Consider the following 15331-nt stretch of genomic DNA (forward strand, 5'->3'; position numbering starts at 1 on the left):
CGGCCATCCCCGATCTGATCAGTCCGCGAGCAGCGCGGACAGTTGCGGCGAGTACGTGGCGTGCAGTACGAGCGCGGCGCCGCCGACGACGGCGGCGTCCGCGCCGAGCGGCGAGAGCGCGACGTCGACCGTCCGGATGTGCCGGGACAGCGGCCGGGTGGCGAGGGCCGCGGTGACCGCGCCGACGTACCGCTTCTCGACGTGCGAGATGCCGTGCCCGCCCAGCACGATGAGATCGACGTCGGTGATGTTGGCGACGCTGACCGCGACCGAGGCGACGCGTTCGGCGGCCTGGTCGATGACCGCGCCCGCGAGAGGGTCGCCCGCCTCGGCGGCGAGCCGGATCGCGGCATGGTCGACCAGGGCCGGATCACGCTCGAACGGCTCGGCCAGGACGCCGCCGCCCCGCTCGGCGAGCCGCCGATGGACCTCCGCGACGATCGCCGTGGGGTTGACCACCCGCTCCAGGCAGCCCCGGTTGCCGCAGTAGCATTCCGGGCCGTCCGGCAGCACCGAGACGTGACCGAACTCCCCGGCGTTCAGCGAACCGCCCCGGTAGACCTGGTGGTCGAGGATGAGCCCGCCGCCGATGCCGGTGCCCAGGAAGAAGTACGCGAAGTTGGGCACGCCCCGGCCCGCGCCGGACCACCGCTCGCCGACCGCGGCGGCGGTGGCGTCGTTGTCGATCGTCACCGCCAGGCCGGTGGCCTCGCTCAGCATCCGCTTGACCGGCACCCGTGTCCAGTTGGTGAGCTGCGGCGGGGCGACGACCGTGCCGTCGTCCTGGTCGATCGGGCCGGGGGTGGCGAGGCCCAGGCCGAGCACCCGCCCGAGCGGTACGCCGGCCTCGGCGACCACCTCGGCGGTCAGCCCGGCCATGGCCGCCACGACGTCCTGCGGGGAGGCGTGCGGCGGCGTCGGGCGGCGTTTGACGACCAGCGGCAGGCCGAGCAGGTCCACCACCGCGCAGGTCAGCTCGACCGGGTCGAAGTGCAGGCCGACCGCGCTGCCCGCGTCGGGGTTGATCCGCAGGGTGGTGCGGGGCTTGCCGCCGCTGGCGACCCGGCTGGCGCCGTCCTCGCGCACGATGCCCTCATCGAGCAGCCGGCGCACGATGCCGGAGACGGTCTGTGGGGTGAGGCCGGTGTGGTGGGCGATCTCCACCCGGCTGATGCCGTCGGCGAGCTGGATCTGGTCCAGCACGACCGCTCGGTTGTATCGCCCTACCTTGGGGAGATTTGTACCTGCGCGCCGCACCCACAAGGTCCTCTCTGCTCGTCGCCTGCGGGGAACATTCTGCCCTAGCGGGCGTTGACTTAGTAAATCAAATGGATTTAAGGTCCGTCTTCGTAGGTATAACACGCAGGACGTGCAGACCGTTGGGGCAGGGCGCGCCCGGCCGCGGCGGTGGTCCATGGAGAGGTCATCGGAGGCAAGTTGATGTCAACGACGTGCCGCACCCCCCGAGGACCGCATACGCGCCGTCGCCGCGGCCCCGGAGCGACGGGGCCGCGGTCATGACCGACGCCCCGGTGCTCCTTGAGATGCGGTCGATCACCAAGACGTTCCCGGGGGTGACGGCGCTCGCCGATGTCAGCCTCGTGGTCAGGGCGGGGGAGATCCACGCCATTTGCGGCGAGAACGGCGCGGGCAAGTCCACGCTGATGAAGGTGCTGAGCGGCGTCCATCCGCACGGCACCTACTCCGGCGGCATCCTCTTCCAGGGGGAGGAGGTCCGCTTCGGCGGCATCAGGGCCAGCGAGCAGGCGGGCATCGTGATCATCCACCAGGAGCTCGCGCTGGTGCCCGGCATGTCGATCACCGAGAACATCTTCCTCGGCAACGAGCCGCGCAGGCGGGGCGCGATCGACTGGAAGGCCGCCCAGCGCCGGGCGCTGGAGCTGATGGAGCTCGTCGGCCTCCGGGAGGACCCGGACACGCTGATCAAGGACATCGGCGTCGGCAAGCAGCAGTTGGTGGAGATCGCCAAGGCGTTCGCGAAGGACGTGAAGCTGCTCATCCTGGACGAGCCCACCGCCGCGCTCAACGAGGCCGATTCCCGGCACCTGCTGGACCTGCTGCGCGGTTTCAGGGACCGCGGCATCACCTCGATCATCATCTCGCACAAGCTCAACGAGATCGCGGCGGTCGCCGACTCCATCACGATCCTGCGCGACGGCCGGACGATCGAGAGCCTGGACGTCAGGGCGGACGGCGTCAACGAGGACCGCATCGTGCGCGGCATGGTCGGCCGCGAGCTGAGCAGCAGGTTCCCCGAGCACACCCCGCACATCGGCGAGGTGTTCTTCGAGGTCCGCGACTGGACGGTGCGGCACCCGATCTCGGCCGACCGGCTGGTGTGCAAGGGCTCCGGCTTCACCGTGCGGCGCGGGGAGATCGTCGGCTTCGCCGGGCTCATGGGCGCCGGGCGCACCGAGCTGGCGATGAGCCTGTTCGGCCGCTCCTACGGCGTCCACCTCTCCGGCCAGGTCTTCAAGGACGGCAAGGAGATCCAGCTCAGATCCGTGGCCGAGGCCATCCGGCACGGTCTCGCGTACGTCAGCGAGGACCGCAAGGCGATCGGCCTCAACCTGCTCGACGACATCAAGACCTCGATGGTGGCCGCCAAGCCGTCGAAGATCTCCACGTACGGGGTCATCGACCCGGTGCTCGAACACCGGGTCGCCGAGGAGTACCGCGAGAGCCTGCGGATCAAGACGCCCAGCGTGGACGAGGGCGTCACCAAGCTGTCGGGCGGCAACCAGCAGAAGGTCGTCCTGGCGAAGTGGATGTTCACCGATCCCGACCTGCTGATCCTCGACGAGCCGACGCGCGGCATCGACGTCGGAGCCAAGTACGAGATCTACGGGATCATCCAGAAGCTGGCCGACCAGGGCAAGGGCGTCATCGTCATCTCCTCCGAACTGCCCGAACTGATCGGCCTGTGCGACCGCATCTACACCGTGTTCGAGGGAACCATCACCGGTGACGTGCCACGCCGGGACGCCGACCCCGAACTCCTCATGAAGCAGATGACCTCTACCAAGAAGACGCCGACGCCATGAGCCGAATCAAGGACCTGCAGAAGAACCTCTTCGGGGGCACGACCTCCAACGCCCGGCAGTTCGGCATGATCTTCACTCTGGTGGCGATCGTGCTGCTGTTCCAGATCTGGACCGACGGTCTGACGCTGACCTCCGGCAACCTCATCGCGGTGGCCGCCCAGTACTCCTACATCCTGATCCTGGCCATCGGCATGCTGATGGTGATCGTCGCCGGGCACATCGATCTGTCGGTCGGTTCGATCGCCGCCTTCACCGGCATCGTGGTCGCCAAGGCGATGCAGGAGTTCGCGATCCCGTGGCCGCCGGCCATCGTGCTGGGCCTGGTCGTCGGCGCGCTGATCGGCGCCTGGCAGGGCTTCTGGGTCGCCTACGTCGGGGTTCCCGCGTTCATCGTGACGCTGGCCGGCATGCTGCTGTTCCGCGGCGGCAACCAGTACATCGGCAACGCCGACACGGTGCCGGTCCCCATCGGCTTCCGCCAGATCGGCGCCGGCTTCCTGCCAGAGGTGGGCCCGAACACCGGCTACAACAACCTGACGCTGCTGCTCGGCCTGGCCGCCTGCGTGGGCGTGGTGTGGCGGGAGTGGAAGGCCCGGCGGACCCGGCGCGAGATGAACGCCGACGCCGCGCCGATGTGGATCTCGGCGCTCCGGCTCGCGGTGATGGTGGGCGTCATCGTCTTCGCCACCCTGCGCTTCGCGGGCGGCCGGGTGGGCACCAGCCTGCCGATCTCCGGCATCATCCTGATCGCCCTGGTGCTCGCGTACTCCTTCTACACCCGCAACACCGTGGGGGGCCGCCACATCTACGCCGTCGGTGGCAACGCGCGCGCCGCGGAGCTTTCCGGCGTGAAGCTCAAGCGGGTCAACTTCATGGTCATGCTGAACATGTCCGTGCTGGCCGCGCTGGCCGGCATGATCTTCGTGGCGCGGTCCGCGGCCTCCGGCCCCCAGGACGGGCTGAACTGGGAGCTCGACGCCATCGCCGCCGTCTTCATCGGCGGCGCGGCGGTGTCCGGCGGGCTCGGCACGATCAGCGGGTCGATCGTCGGCGGCCTGGTCATGGCCCTGCTGAACAACGGCCTGCAACTTGAGGGCGTCGGCATCGACAAGGTTCAGATGATCAAGGGGCTGGTGCTGCTGCTGGCCGTCGCGCTCGACGTCTACAACAAGAAACAGGGACGCTTCTCGATCATCGGGTCGCTGCTGCGCCAGTTCCGCCGGGACGGCCCGGCGTCCCCTCCCTCGGACCCCGGCTCGGCCACCACGCCCGACAAGGCCAGGGTCGCCGGCTGACCGCCACCGGCGACGGCAGACGCCCCCGTGCGCTCGCATCGCTGCCCCATCACAATCAGGAAGGGTTCGTCCCAGAAATGCGGAAATTCCTCACCAGGAGCATCGCGGCGGCCGGTGCCGTGGCGATGCTCGCCCTGAGCGCCGCGTGCGCCTCCGAGCGTCAAGGCACCACCGCTACCGGCGGCGAGACCGCCGCGAGCCCCGCCAAGGGCTTCCCGGCCGACTCGCTCATCGGCGTCGCGCTGCCGTCGAAGACCTCCGAGAACTGGGTGCTCGCCGGTGACCTGTTCACCAACGAGCTCACGACGGCCGGGTTCAAGGCCGACGTCCAGTACGCCGGCGCGTCGGCCACCGTCTCCGACCAGCAGGCGCAGATCTCCGCCATGGTCACCAAGGGCGCCAAGGTGATCGTCATCGGCGCGACCGACGCCGCCCAGCTCTCCACCCAGGTGGCGCAGGCCAAGCAGTCCGGCGCGGTGGTCATCGCCTACGACCGGCTCATCACCAACACCCCGGACGTCGACTACTACATCGCCTTCGACAACTTCAAGGTCGGCCAGCTCCAGGGTCAGGCCCTGCTGGACGGCATGAAGGCCAAGAAGCCCAAGGGCCCCTGGACGGTCGAGCTGTTCTCCGGCTCCCCCGACGACAACAACTCCGGCGTGTTCTTCAACGGCGCGATGGACGTGCTCAAGCCGCTCATCGACAAGGGCGACGTCGTGGTCGGCTCCGGCCAGCAGGAGGTCAAGCAGACCGCCATCCAGGGCTGGAAGGCCGAGGGCGCCCAGCAGCGCATGGACTCACTGCTGACCTCGACCTACAACGGCGGCAAGACCCTGGACGGCGTGCTCTCTCCCAACGACACGCTCGCCCGGGCGATCATCACCTCGGTCAAGGGCGCGGGCAAGCCGATCCCGGTCGTCACCGGCCAGGACTCCGAGGTCGAGTCGGTCAAGTCCATCATGGCCGGCGAGCAGTACTCGACGATCAACAAGGACACCCGCAAGCTCGTCGCCGAGACGGTGAAGATGGTCACGGCGCTGCAGACGGGCGGCAAGCCGGAGATCAACGACACCGACTCCTACGACAACGGCACCAAGGTCGTCCCGGCGTACCTGCTGCCGCCGGTCATCGTCACCAAGACGAACGCGGCCGAAGCGTACGCCAACGACCCGAAGCTGGCCCCGCTCACCAAGTGACCACCGCGGGGCGGCGGGGAGCTCAGCGCGCGGCGGGCTCCCCGGCGCCCTGCGCGGCGGCCAGGCGGGCGGTGAAGACGTGGTTCTTGTCCAGCCGGCTGCCCGGGGTACGGCCCCGCCCCCAGCCGATGAGCCGCCGGTAGTCGCCCATCGCGCCGCTCGCGCGCAGCGCCGCCTCGTCCCGGTGCGGCGAACCGGCCGGGGCCGGTCCGGTGAACGGCGCGACGTACAGCGCGTCCACCGGGCAGTGCGCCTCGCACATGAAGCACGTCTGGCAGTCGTCCTGCCTGGCGATCACCGGCACCCCGTCGGGGCCGAGGTCGAACACGTCCATCGGGCAGACCTTCACGCAGATGTCGCAGGTGACGCACCGTTCGCGACTGACCACCTCGATCACGCGGCAGCCTCCTCCGGCGCGGTCCAGACCCGGTCCAGCCCGCCGACTCGGATGCGGCGGGCGAGGCCCGGATCGGCCCCCGGGCGGTCCAGGCGCTGGTGCATGCCGCGCGACTCGTCCCTGGCCAGGGCGGCCCGGTACATCCAGCGGCCGTGCGCGACCATGGCCGCGGCCTGGCGCGCCCGCATCGCCTCCCGCCCCTCGCCGGTCAGCCCGGCCGACACCGCCGACCACAGCCGGTCCAGCTCGCCGAGCGAACGGACCAGCCCGTCCGCCTCGCGGAAGTAGTTCCGTTTCAGCGGCATGACCTCCTCCTGGACGGCCTTGACCACGTCCGCGGTCGCAAGGCCGGGAGAGCCGTGCGGACGCAGCCCGGCCCGGCCCGCCCGCCCCGCCGGGCACGACCTCGGGCGGCGGGGCCGCCCGGTGCGCGCGAAGGCGGCGGCGGCGCTCCCGGCCCAGGTGCCCGAGGAGATGGCCCAGGCGCCGTTGTGGCTGCCGCCGCCGCTGACGCTGCCGGTGATCAGCTCGCGGGTGGCCACGTCGCCCGCGGCGTACAGGCCGGGCACGGTGGTGGCGCAGTCCGCGCCGGCGATGCGCAGGCCGCCGGTGCCGCGTACCGTCCCCTCCAGTACGAGCCGCACCGGATACGCCTGGGTGAACGGGTCGATGCCCGCCTTGTCCAGCGGCAGGAAGTAGTTCGGCTGCGCCTGGCGCATCGCCTCGCGCAGCTCCGGCGGGGCCTTGTCCAGCCGGGCGAAGACCGGCCGGCCGTCGGCCAGCAGCCGGGCGATCCGCCGGCGGCCGTCGGTCAGGCCGGCCGCCTGGAGCGCGCGGCCCTCCTCGTCGTAGTAGCCGGCGAACTGCATCATCAGCCCCTTGGTGTGCGAGCCGTACGCCGGGGACAGCGCGTAGGCGTTGGAGAACTCCATGCCGGACAGCTCGGCCCCCAGCTCGGCGGCCATCAGATGCCCGTCGCCGGTGTTCACGTTCAGGCCGAAGGCCCCGGAAAGGAACGCGCAGCCGCCGGTGGCCAGCACGACCGCGCCCGCCCACACCTCCCACGGCCTGCCGTCCTCCTGGCGGCGGACCCCGGCCGCCCCGGTCACCACGCCGTCCGCGTCGGCGAGCAGTTCCAGCGCGGGGTGGTGGTCCAGGATCAGCACCCCGCCGCGGTGGACCTTGCGCCGCATCCTGCGCATGTACTCCGGCCCCTGCAAACTGCCCCGCCGTTCCACGCCGCTGTCGTCCACCGGGAACGGGTACCCCCAGCCCGCCAGCCGGTCCACCTGGTGACGGGTCTCCTCCAGGACCCGCGCCATCCAGCCACGGTCGGCCAGCCCGCCCGCGATGGCCTCGCGCGCGTCGATCGCGGCCTCGCGCAGGGCCGGATCGGGCGGCACGTACCAGAGGTTGTTCCCGCCGGAGGCCGCCGCGCCGCTGGTCCCGCAGTACCCCTTGTCGGCCAGTACCACGCGCGCGCCCGCCTCGGCCGCCGCGAGCGCGGCCCACGCCCCGGCCGGCCCGCCGCCCAGTACCAGGACGTCCGCCTTGCGCACGATCGTGCCCGCGCCGCTCATCCGCGCGCTCCCGGGGCGATCCACTCCTCGATCGAGAAGTCGGACCTGATGAACTTCTGCTCCACCAGGAACCTCTTGGTGTTCTCCAGCAGGCGCAGCCCCTGCGGGGTGAAGGGCTCCTCGGGAAGCTGCTCGCGCAGGGTCGTGGCCCTGGTGACCTCGGCCGGGTAGCCGCCGACCTTGGCGGCGAAGGCCAGGTAGCGGTCCCAGTTCCGCTTGGCGAGCCTGGTCCCCTCCCGCTGCGCGCCCTGCCACACCTTGACGAAGCCGGGACGCGCCCCGAGGAAGGACTCGGGCACCACGGTCGCGCTGGACCCCAGGTAGGCGGGGTGGTCGCGGGAGGCGATGTTGATCAGCGGGTAGCCCTTGAGCCGCAGGGCCTCCATGTTGGCCGCGGGGACGGCGGCGGCGTCCACGTCACCGCGTTCCAGCGCGGCCTCGACGTCGCTGTTGTAGATGTGCACGATCTCCTGGGGCTTGATCCCGGCCTCCGCCAGGGCGCCGAGCAGGTAGCGGTGGATGTAGGAGCCCTTCTGGGTGGCGACCCGCTTGCCGGCCAGGTCGACCAGCCGGGCCGGGCCGCCCTGCTTCTTGGCCAGTACGCCCGCGTCGATGCCGACGGTGTTCTGCGCGATGAGCCGGGTCGGCTGCCCCGCGCCCCGCGCGACCAGGGCGGGCGTGTCGCCGTACAGGGCGATGTCGAGTTCGCCGGCCAGCAAGGCCTGGTTGAGGTCGGGGCCGTTGGGGAAGGAGAAGGACTTCACCTCGGTCACCCCGGCCGGGGCCAGCAGCGGCAGCAGCCGCTTCTCGTCGTTGAGGTAACCGATCACGCCGGTCAGCTTGTTGCCGGTGCCGATCACGCCGATCCGCAGCGGGTAGGACGCGGCCGTGGCACCGGACGCGCCGCCGGCGCCGCAGGCGGCGAGCGCGGGCAGCGCGAGCGCGGCGGTCAGCAGCAGGGCGAACGATCGGCGGCCGATCATGGGTGCTCCTCGGGTGTCCGGAACATGGTTTCGACGGGGGTCTGTGCGCGCGGGGGCGCGCCGCGGGGCAGTTCCGGTCCGACGGCCCGCAGCGCGCCCGGCGTACGGCCGTGCCCCCAGCCGATCTCCCTGCGGTAGGCGCCCAGCAGCCCGGACCGGGTCACGTACGCCTCGTCGCCCAGCGGCGACCCCGGCCCGACCGGCGCCGGCTGCGGCGCCACGAACAGGGCGTCCACCGGGCAGTACGCCTCGCACATGAAGCACGTCTGGCAGTCGCCCTGCCTGGCGATCAGCGGGACGCCGCCGGGGCCGGAGTCGAACACGTTGGTCGGGCAGACCTCCACGCAGCGGTCGCACCCGATGCAGCGCTCCCGCGAGACGATCTCGATCACGACGCCGCCCGCAGGTGCCCGGCGTGCTCCAGCGGGCCGACCGGCGCGACGGGATCGGGGCGCACGGTGATCTCGTCCAGGCCGGACACCAGCAGCCGGTGCCGCAGCGCGGCGTCCTGGGCCGGCCGGTCCTCCCGCTTGTGCATGCCGCGGCTCTCCTGCCTGGCCAGCGCGGCGGTGTACATCCAGCGGGCGTGCGCGGCCATCGCCGCCGCCTGCCTGGCCTGGACGGCGTCCCCGCCCACACCCCGCAGGGAGGCGCGCAGCCCCGCCCAGGTGCCGTGCAGCCGCGCCAGCGCGGGGGCGAGCCGGTCGGCGTGCCGCAGGTAGTTCTTCTCGTACGGGTGCACCTCGGCCTGGACCGCCGCCACGACGTCGTGGTACTCCTCCGGCCGGCCCGGCCGCGCCCCCGGCCGGAGCCCGGCCCCGCCCGCGGGGGTCAGCGCCCGGCGTCCGGTGTGCCGCCCGAGCGCGGCGGCGAACCCGGCCGCGGCCCGGCCGGCCCAGGTCCCCGAGGAGATGGCCCAGGCCGAGTTGTGGCTGCCGCCGCCGGTGAAGCCGCCGCACACCAGCTCGCGGGTCGCCGCGTCGCCCGCGACGTACAGGCCGGGCACCGAGGTCGCGCAGTCATCACCGGTGATCCGGATGCCGCCGGTGCCGCGCACGGTGCCCTCGAGCAGCAGCGTCACCGGGAACCGCTGGGTGAACGGGTCGATGCCCACCCGGTCGAAGGGCAGGAAGAAGTTCGGCTGGCCGAGCCGCATGGCCCGCCTGGCGGCCTCGTCCGCGCGGTCGATGCGGCAGTAGACCTTCTCCGACAGCAGCGCGCGGGCGATCACCGAGCGGCCCTTCTGGCTGCCCGCGCCTTCGAGCACGCTGTCGTCCTCGCGGTAGAAGGTGGCGAAGGAGTAGTAGGCGGTCTTGGTCACGGAGGAGAACTCCGGCGCGATCGCGTACGCGTTGGAGAACTCCATGCCGGACAGCTCCGCGCCCGCCTCGGCCGCCATCAGTGCCCCGTCGCCGGTGTTGACGTCGCAACCGAGCGCCCGGCTCAGGAAGGCGCAGCCGCCGGTGGCCAGCACCACGGCGCCGGCGCGCACCCGGTAGGGGCGGTCGTGCCTGCGCTGGTGCCCGGCAGCGCCCGCTACCGCGCCGGCCGCGTCGAGCAGCAGTTCGACGGCGGGGCTGTGGTCCAGGATGCGCACCCCGGCCCGGCGCAGCATGATCCGCATCCTGCGCATGTACTCCGGGCCCTGCACCCCGCGCCGCAACTGGCCGCCCCGCCCGTCCGGGGGGAAGGGATAGCGGCCGGTCTCGGCCAGCTCGTTCACGCCGTCGTAGGTCTGGTCGAGCACGCGGGTCATCCAGCGCCGGTCGGCGAGGTGGCCGCCGAGCGCCTCCCTTGAGGCCATGGCCTTCTCCCGCTCGGCGGGATGCGGCGGCACGTACCAGATCCCGGTGCCCGCCGAGGCGGTCGCCCCGCTGGTGCCGCAGTAGCCCTTGTCGGCGAGCACGACGTCCGCGCCGGCCTGCGCGGCCTTGCAGGCGGCCCACGCGGCGGCCGGTCCGCCGCCGATGACGAGCACGTCCGCGGTCAGTTCGAGGGAGTCCACGGGGATGGTGGTCACGGTCACGGCAACTCCTGGGTCTGCTCTGCGCGGCTGAGGTCGGGATCGACGCCGAGGCCGACCAGCAGCCGGCGGCGCAGCGTGGCGAATCGGGGGTGGTCGAGGGAACGCGGCCGGGGGATGTCCACGAGGATCTCCTGCGCGATCTTCCCGCCGGCCAGCAGCAAGGCGCGGTCGGCGAGCAGCAGGGCCTCCTCCACGTCGTGGGTCACCAGCAGTACGGCGGGGCGGTGGCGGCTCCACAGCCGGGCGACCAGTGCCTGCGCCCGCAGGCGGGTGAGCGCGTCCAGCGCGCCGAACGGTTCGTCCAGCAGCAGCAACTCCGGCGTGCGGACGAGCGCCCTGGCCAGGGCCACCCGCTGCGACTCGCCGCCGGACAGCGTCGTCGGCCAGGCGTCGGCGCGGGCGGCCAGGCCGACCTCGGTCAGCGCGCGCAGGGCCTGCCTGCGCAGGTCGGAGCCGGTGAGGCCGAGCGTGACGTTGCGCCACACCTGCGACCAGGGCAACAGCCGGTGCTCCTGGAAGACGATCGCCCGCTGGTCGGGGACGCGCAGTTCGCCCTCCGCCTGCCGGTCCAGCCTCCCGACCGCCCGCAGCAGGGTGCTCTTGCCGGAGCCGCTGGCGCCGAGCAGGGCGACGAACTCGCCGGGGGCGATGTCGAGATCGACGTCGTCGAGTACGACCCGGTCGCCGAAGGCCCGCCGCAGGCCGCGGACGCGCACGCCTTGGTGGGTTTCGGTGGGGGTATCGATCGCGGTCATGTCGCTCATTTCGCCGTGTACCCCCGCCGCCAGGCGAGGGCGTACCGTTCGAGGGCGCGTACCAGCAGGTCCGTGGCCAGCCCGAGCAGCGCGTACACCGCGAGGACCACGAACACGACGTCGGTACGCAGGAACTCCTTGGCGTCGGTGACCAGGAACCCGATTCCCGAGGTGGTCGCGGTCTGCTCGGCGACCACCAGGCTGAGCCAGCCGATGCCGAGCGCCTGGCGCAGGCCGACGAGGATCTGCGGCAGCGCGCCGGGCAGGATGACCCGGCGGATCAGCGCCAGGCCGTGGACGCCGCAGGATCTGGCGGACTCGATGAGCCGCTCGTCCAGCCCCTTGATGCCGTGGAAGACGTTGATGTAGAGCGGGAAGATCGGGCCGATCGTGATGAGGGCGACCTTGGCGGTCTCGCCGATGCCGAACCAGATGATGAAGACCGGCACCAGGGCCAGGTGCGGGAGCATGCGCAGGGCCTGGATGGGCGCGTCGATGAGGTCTTCGAAGAGGCGTACCAGCCCGGCCATCAGCCCGAGCACCAGACCGGCGGTCAACCCGATCGCCAGCCCCTTGGCGACCCGTACGAGTGAGGCCCCCAGGTGGTGCTGCAACTCCCCGGTGGAGATCAGTTCGGCGGCCGCGCTCCACACGCGGGTGGGCGGGGGAGTGTTCGCGCCCAGCCAGCCGCGCGAGGCGCCGACCTGCCAGATGACCAGGATGGCCGCGAGTCCCACCAGCCTGCGCCCGCGCGAGGCGATCACCCCGGCGACCCGGGCGACGGGCGAGCCCGGCCCCCCTTGCCGGGGCTCCGGCGGTTCGGCGGGCTCCGCGGGAGCGGGGGCGCGGACGGAAAGGACGGGTTGTGTCATGGGAGGCGGCTCCTTGGGACGTCCGCGGGCATGCGCGGAGACACGCGTACTGAGCGGACGGGCGGTCCGTGTGCGCGCGACGGTGGAGATCAGGGGGGAACGTCGGGGAGAGGCGGCGCGACGATGCGCCGGAAGGCTCCAGGCGACCTGGGGCGGGGGAGTGGACGGCGAACGGCGACGGTGGGGCCGCGTCACCGTGCCCAACGAAGCGGACATCGGCCGACGAGGCGGGCGATCTCGTACATAACCCCCACCATAATCCCGATATACCCTACTGTCCAGATCGGAAATACATAAAGATGCCCGGCCTCCGCCCCGCCAGGCCTTCCTGGAGGGCAAGGCAGGGCAGGGGTGTCAGGTGATCGGCGTCACGCCAGGCTCGCCGGGCCGTGGATCATGGGCCGAGGGTCGGGGCCGGGCGGTGGAGTGGGCTCGTGGTTCGTCATGGACGGCGGGATCCCGTGGGGCCGACGGCTCGCCGTTCACTGCAATGGCGGGGAATGGCCCTGTGTCGACTTCGCCCAGCCGTTGCGGTGGACTCGTTTCTCGTCCAGTAGTTTCGCGCCGCGCGGCAGCTTGTCCATTCCAGGGTATTTGTTGCTTTTTATGGCTTTGGCCTTGTATTGCTGGAACTCCGCAATTGCACTCATGTTGGCACAGTAAATCTGGATGTAGTAGGGGCCATTGGTGACCAGCCGAACATTCTGCGGATCACTCGCGTCATCGTCCGAGCGCCACGAGCCGTCCGGCCCGGGGCGGGTCATCATGACCGGATACCATCGCCTCTCCAAACCGGCCCTGATCACGAGCCACACCTCGGACCCGACCGGGATGTCACCGGCTTTTCCTTCGACGAACAGGGCTTCTTCCCTGACCTTGAGCTCGTCCGCGATATTGGTGATCGTGCCGCTCGGTGGAACGCTCCTGCCCTGGCGATCGGCCAGCCAGATCCCCAAGGTGATGACGGCGGAAATCACGATCGCGAAAGCGGCGATCTTATCCGTCCGTGCCCACCTCCGCCTGCGGTGGGTGGGCTCTTCCGGGCTCGGTTCATTCATCGCGTGCACCGCCCCTCCGAATCCGAGCTTCCACCCTTATGGTAAGCGGGGAACCTGCATTCCGCTTACGGCCTGCTTTAAATTGGGTTTGGTCCGGCAATGGCCGCTTTATCCGCTACTGTGGCCGCGCAACGACGGCCACGGCGATGCCCATGGCCGGGCGAACGGCGGGCCGCCGGGCCCACCGGACGATCCGCGCCGATCCGGCCGGGATCTTCAAAGCGCCGATCAAGAATGCGCGGCCCGGCGCGTAACCGCCGGGGCTTATGGCGAACCGTATGTGACCTGCGGAAAAGCCGTGGCGGTGTTTCCGGCCCCTATTGCCGGGGATGTCGAAGACGAAGGGAGGCGAATGGCAGCGAATGGAGGTGAAAGGGAGAGCAGGCGCGCGCCCGGCCGCTTCCAGCGGCCGATGCCTCCAGCGCGAGCGCGGCACCGAACCGAAGCCGTACGGAGGGAGGCGTGACCTTTGCGTGAAGCCGATGACACCACCGACCTGGCCGCGACCCGGCACGATGAGCCGGACGTGACGTGCCAGACCGCGCTGGAACGCAGGGTCCGGGTGATCCTCGGCCGGGCGGGCTTCGTGGTCGACCCCGCCGACCTCGCCGTGGACGGCGGCCTGCAGGTCCACCGTGCGGCCGGGGGCGACGTACTGGTGTCCTGGATCAGCACGGCGAACCTGCCCAATGGCGACATCACCCGATACGCAGGCATCCGAGAGGCCATTCACCTGGCGCTGACCACCATCCTGCGGCGGCGCGGATTCACGGTCGCGGCCGATCCGGACACCGGAGACCTGATCATCGGCGACTCGGGCGGCTGACCGGAGAACCAGTGGCCGGTACCGGGGGCATGGTGATCACGCTCGATCCGAGGACCGAGCACCGGCAGGTGCTCGACGGGACGACCGTGCTTTCGCGTACGTGATGTCGGGCCCGTCGGCGGTCGGCGGCCAGGCGCGACGCACTTCACGGCGCCCAGAACGACGCAGCACCGAGCCGGGTGGCCGACACCCTGTACCAGCCAGCCAGGCTGCCGTTCCCGAACTCGGCGGTAACGTGGGAGGCTGCTCAGCCCAGCGCACGCCGAACTGTTTCATGGCGGGAAAGCCGCCGGGGCACGGCGGCGGCGCGAGCGCGAACTGGGCCACCTATCGTGACCTCGGCTGGATCACGGTCGTCCTAATCTAGGCGGCTACGGCCTCGACACGGTGGACAGGGGCACGATCATCGACAGGGAACGGCACCTCGTCGCGGGACCACCGTCCGGGAGCATCGTGGTCGGCGATACTGGGATCGAACCAGTGACCTCTACCGTGTCAAGGTGATTCGGACTGTCCGCTGGCCTGCGGCTTTTCCAGATTCCCAGGCCAGTGGCGTTTGATGGGGTCGGTTGACGGCGGTTGGGATCGATCGGATGCTCCTGTTGATCTTCTATGCGGTCGGGAGCACTGGGAGCAAGCGACCACAGCGCCGCATGCACGTCATGGTGCTTCCCCAGCGAGCCGCCGGAGAAGGCCAAACCGAGTTCCCTGGAGGCGTACGTTGCCTGCGCGGCCCCGGCGGCCGGTCAATAGCGCTCGAGCCGGGCTGCCGGGTTGAGGCTGCGGTGCACTCGTCCCTTTGACCCACCTGCGTAGCAGGCCACGTCGTTGCCGACGGCGACCCACGCGTTGGCCTCATGCCTGACTCCCGCCGGCAGCTCCCGATCGATCAGCAGGTAGGAGTTGATGTACAGGGGGGTGACCGCCGGACCAGCGGTCATGAGGACCGCTGCGACGCTCCACGGGGAGCGGGCCGCCAGCAGCGCGATGATCGGCACGCCGAACACCAGGCTGATCACCGCATGCCGCCGCCACAGGCAGCGGGCGGGCCTCAGGGCACCGTAGACGAGCCCGCCGATCACGCCGCCCGCACTGATGGCGGCGGTGATATATCCCGAGGTCGCGATGGCGCCGCCGGTGGCGGGCAGCGCGGGCACCGCGATGCCGAGGAAACCGAAACTGGTGCCCATGACGGTGATCGGGCCGACGATCTGCGCAGCCGCGGCCGGGCGATGGGGCCCACCAGCCGGTGCAACAGCCCGATGGCACGCCCGG

At 71.2% G+C, this 15331-nt stretch carries 14 protein-coding genes; 4 read left to right on the top strand and 10 right to left on the bottom strand.

Annotation, left to right across the window (positions count from 1 at the left end; translation table 11 throughout):
- Nucleotides 1-18: 18 nt before the first annotated feature.
- Complete coding sequence (locus ACH34R_RS26185) at nucleotides 19-1203, bottom strand: ROK family transcriptional regulator (protein WP_397564170.1); 1185 nt, start codon at nucleotides 1201-1203, stop codon at nucleotides 19-21.
- A 314-nt stretch (nucleotides 1204-1517) separates the two neighbouring features.
- Between ACH34R_RS26185 and mmsA the strand changes: the two genes are divergently transcribed.
- The 3 genes from mmsA to ACH34R_RS26200 all read left to right on the top strand — a co-directional run bounded on the left by mmsA (nucleotide 1518) and on the right by ACH34R_RS26200 (nucleotide 5559).
- Nucleotides 1518-3065 carry a multiple monosaccharide ABC transporter ATP-binding protein gene (gene mmsA / locus ACH34R_RS26190; protein WP_397564171.1) on the top strand — a complete coding sequence of 516 codons (1548 nt, stop codon included), beginning with the start codon at nucleotides 1518-1520 and terminating at the stop codon, nucleotides 3063-3065.
- Entirely contained in the window at nucleotides 3062-4360 is a 1299-nt protein-coding gene (mmsB, locus tag ACH34R_RS26195) for a multiple monosaccharide ABC transporter permease (RefSeq protein ID WP_397564172.1), read from the top strand. Before mmsA ends, mmsB begins: the two co-directional genes overlap by 4 nt.
- A gap of 77 nt (nucleotides 4361-4437) precedes the next feature.
- Nucleotides 4438-5559, top strand: coding sequence for a substrate-binding domain-containing protein (locus tag ACH34R_RS26200; protein ID WP_397564173.1), 1122 nt, complete (start codon nucleotides 4438-4440; stop codon nucleotides 5557-5559).
- Nucleotides 5560-5581: 22 nt separating this feature from the next.
- Here the strand turns inward: ACH34R_RS26200 and ACH34R_RS26205 are convergent, their stop codons facing one another.
- The 8 genes from ACH34R_RS26205 to ACH34R_RS26240 all read right to left on the bottom strand — a co-directional run bounded on the left by ACH34R_RS26205 (nucleotide 5582) and on the right by ACH34R_RS26240 (nucleotide 13230).
- Nucleotides 5582-5956, bottom strand: coding sequence for a 4Fe-4S dicluster domain-containing protein (locus ACH34R_RS26205; protein WP_111169294.1), 375 nt, complete (start codon nucleotides 5954-5956; stop codon nucleotides 5582-5584).
- A complete protein-coding gene (locus ACH34R_RS26210) occupies nucleotides 5953-7536 on the bottom strand; it encodes an FAD-dependent oxidoreductase (RefSeq protein ID WP_397564174.1) in 1584 nt (527 codons plus the stop codon). Before ACH34R_RS26210 ends, ACH34R_RS26205 begins: the two co-directional genes overlap by 4 nt.
- Nucleotides 7533-8519, bottom strand: coding sequence for an ABC transporter substrate-binding protein (locus tag ACH34R_RS26215; protein WP_397564175.1), 987 nt, complete (start codon nucleotides 8517-8519; stop codon nucleotides 7533-7535). The genes ACH34R_RS26210 and ACH34R_RS26215 overlap by 4 nt, the downstream gene beginning before the upstream one ends.
- Complete coding sequence (locus ACH34R_RS26220; protein WP_397564176.1) at nucleotides 8516-8911, bottom strand: 4Fe-4S binding protein; 396 nt, start codon at nucleotides 8909-8911, stop codon at nucleotides 8516-8518. Before ACH34R_RS26220 ends, ACH34R_RS26215 begins: the two co-directional genes overlap by 4 nt.
- Nucleotides 8908-10545, bottom strand: coding sequence for an FAD-dependent oxidoreductase (locus ACH34R_RS26225; RefSeq protein WP_397564177.1), 1638 nt, complete (start codon nucleotides 10543-10545; stop codon nucleotides 8908-8910). The genes ACH34R_RS26220 and ACH34R_RS26225 overlap by 4 nt, the downstream gene beginning before the upstream one ends.
- Nucleotides 10542-11300, bottom strand: coding sequence for an ABC transporter ATP-binding protein (locus tag ACH34R_RS26230; RefSeq protein ID WP_397564178.1), 759 nt, complete (start codon nucleotides 11298-11300; stop codon nucleotides 10542-10544). The genes ACH34R_RS26225 and ACH34R_RS26230 overlap by 4 nt, the downstream gene beginning before the upstream one ends.
- Before the next feature lie 5 nt (nucleotides 11301-11305).
- Nucleotides 11306-12172 (bottom strand): ABC transporter permease, encoded by an 867-nt coding sequence (locus tag ACH34R_RS26235; RefSeq protein WP_397564179.1) that lies wholly within the window; start codon nucleotides 12170-12172, stop codon nucleotides 11306-11308.
- A 482-nt stretch (nucleotides 12173-12654) separates the two neighbouring features.
- Nucleotides 12655-13230: a hypothetical protein gene (locus tag ACH34R_RS26240; RefSeq protein WP_397564180.1), complete on the bottom strand. Its 576-nt coding sequence runs from the start codon at nucleotides 13228-13230 to the stop codon at nucleotides 12655-12657.
- A gap of 469 nt (nucleotides 13231-13699) precedes the next feature.
- On the opposite strand from ACH34R_RS26240, the gene ACH34R_RS26245 reads away from it, so the two are divergent.
- Nucleotides 13700-14056: a hypothetical protein gene (locus ACH34R_RS26245; protein WP_397564181.1), complete on the top strand. Its 357-nt coding sequence runs from the start codon at nucleotides 13700-13702 to the stop codon at nucleotides 14054-14056.
- A gap of 746 nt (nucleotides 14057-14802) precedes the next feature.
- Here ACH34R_RS26245 and ACH34R_RS26250 read toward each other — a convergent pair.
- Complete coding sequence (locus ACH34R_RS26250) at nucleotides 14803-15246, bottom strand: hypothetical protein (RefSeq protein WP_397564182.1); 444 nt, start codon at nucleotides 15244-15246, stop codon at nucleotides 14803-14805.
- Nucleotides 15247-15331 lie beyond the last annotated feature (85 nt).

The sequence above is a fragment of the Spongiactinospora sp. 9N601 genome, from assembly GCF_044326295.1.
In the GTDB taxonomy this organism is placed as follows: domain Bacteria; phylum Actinomycetota; class Actinomycetes; order Streptosporangiales; family Streptosporangiaceae; genus Spongiactinospora; species Spongiactinospora gelatinilytica.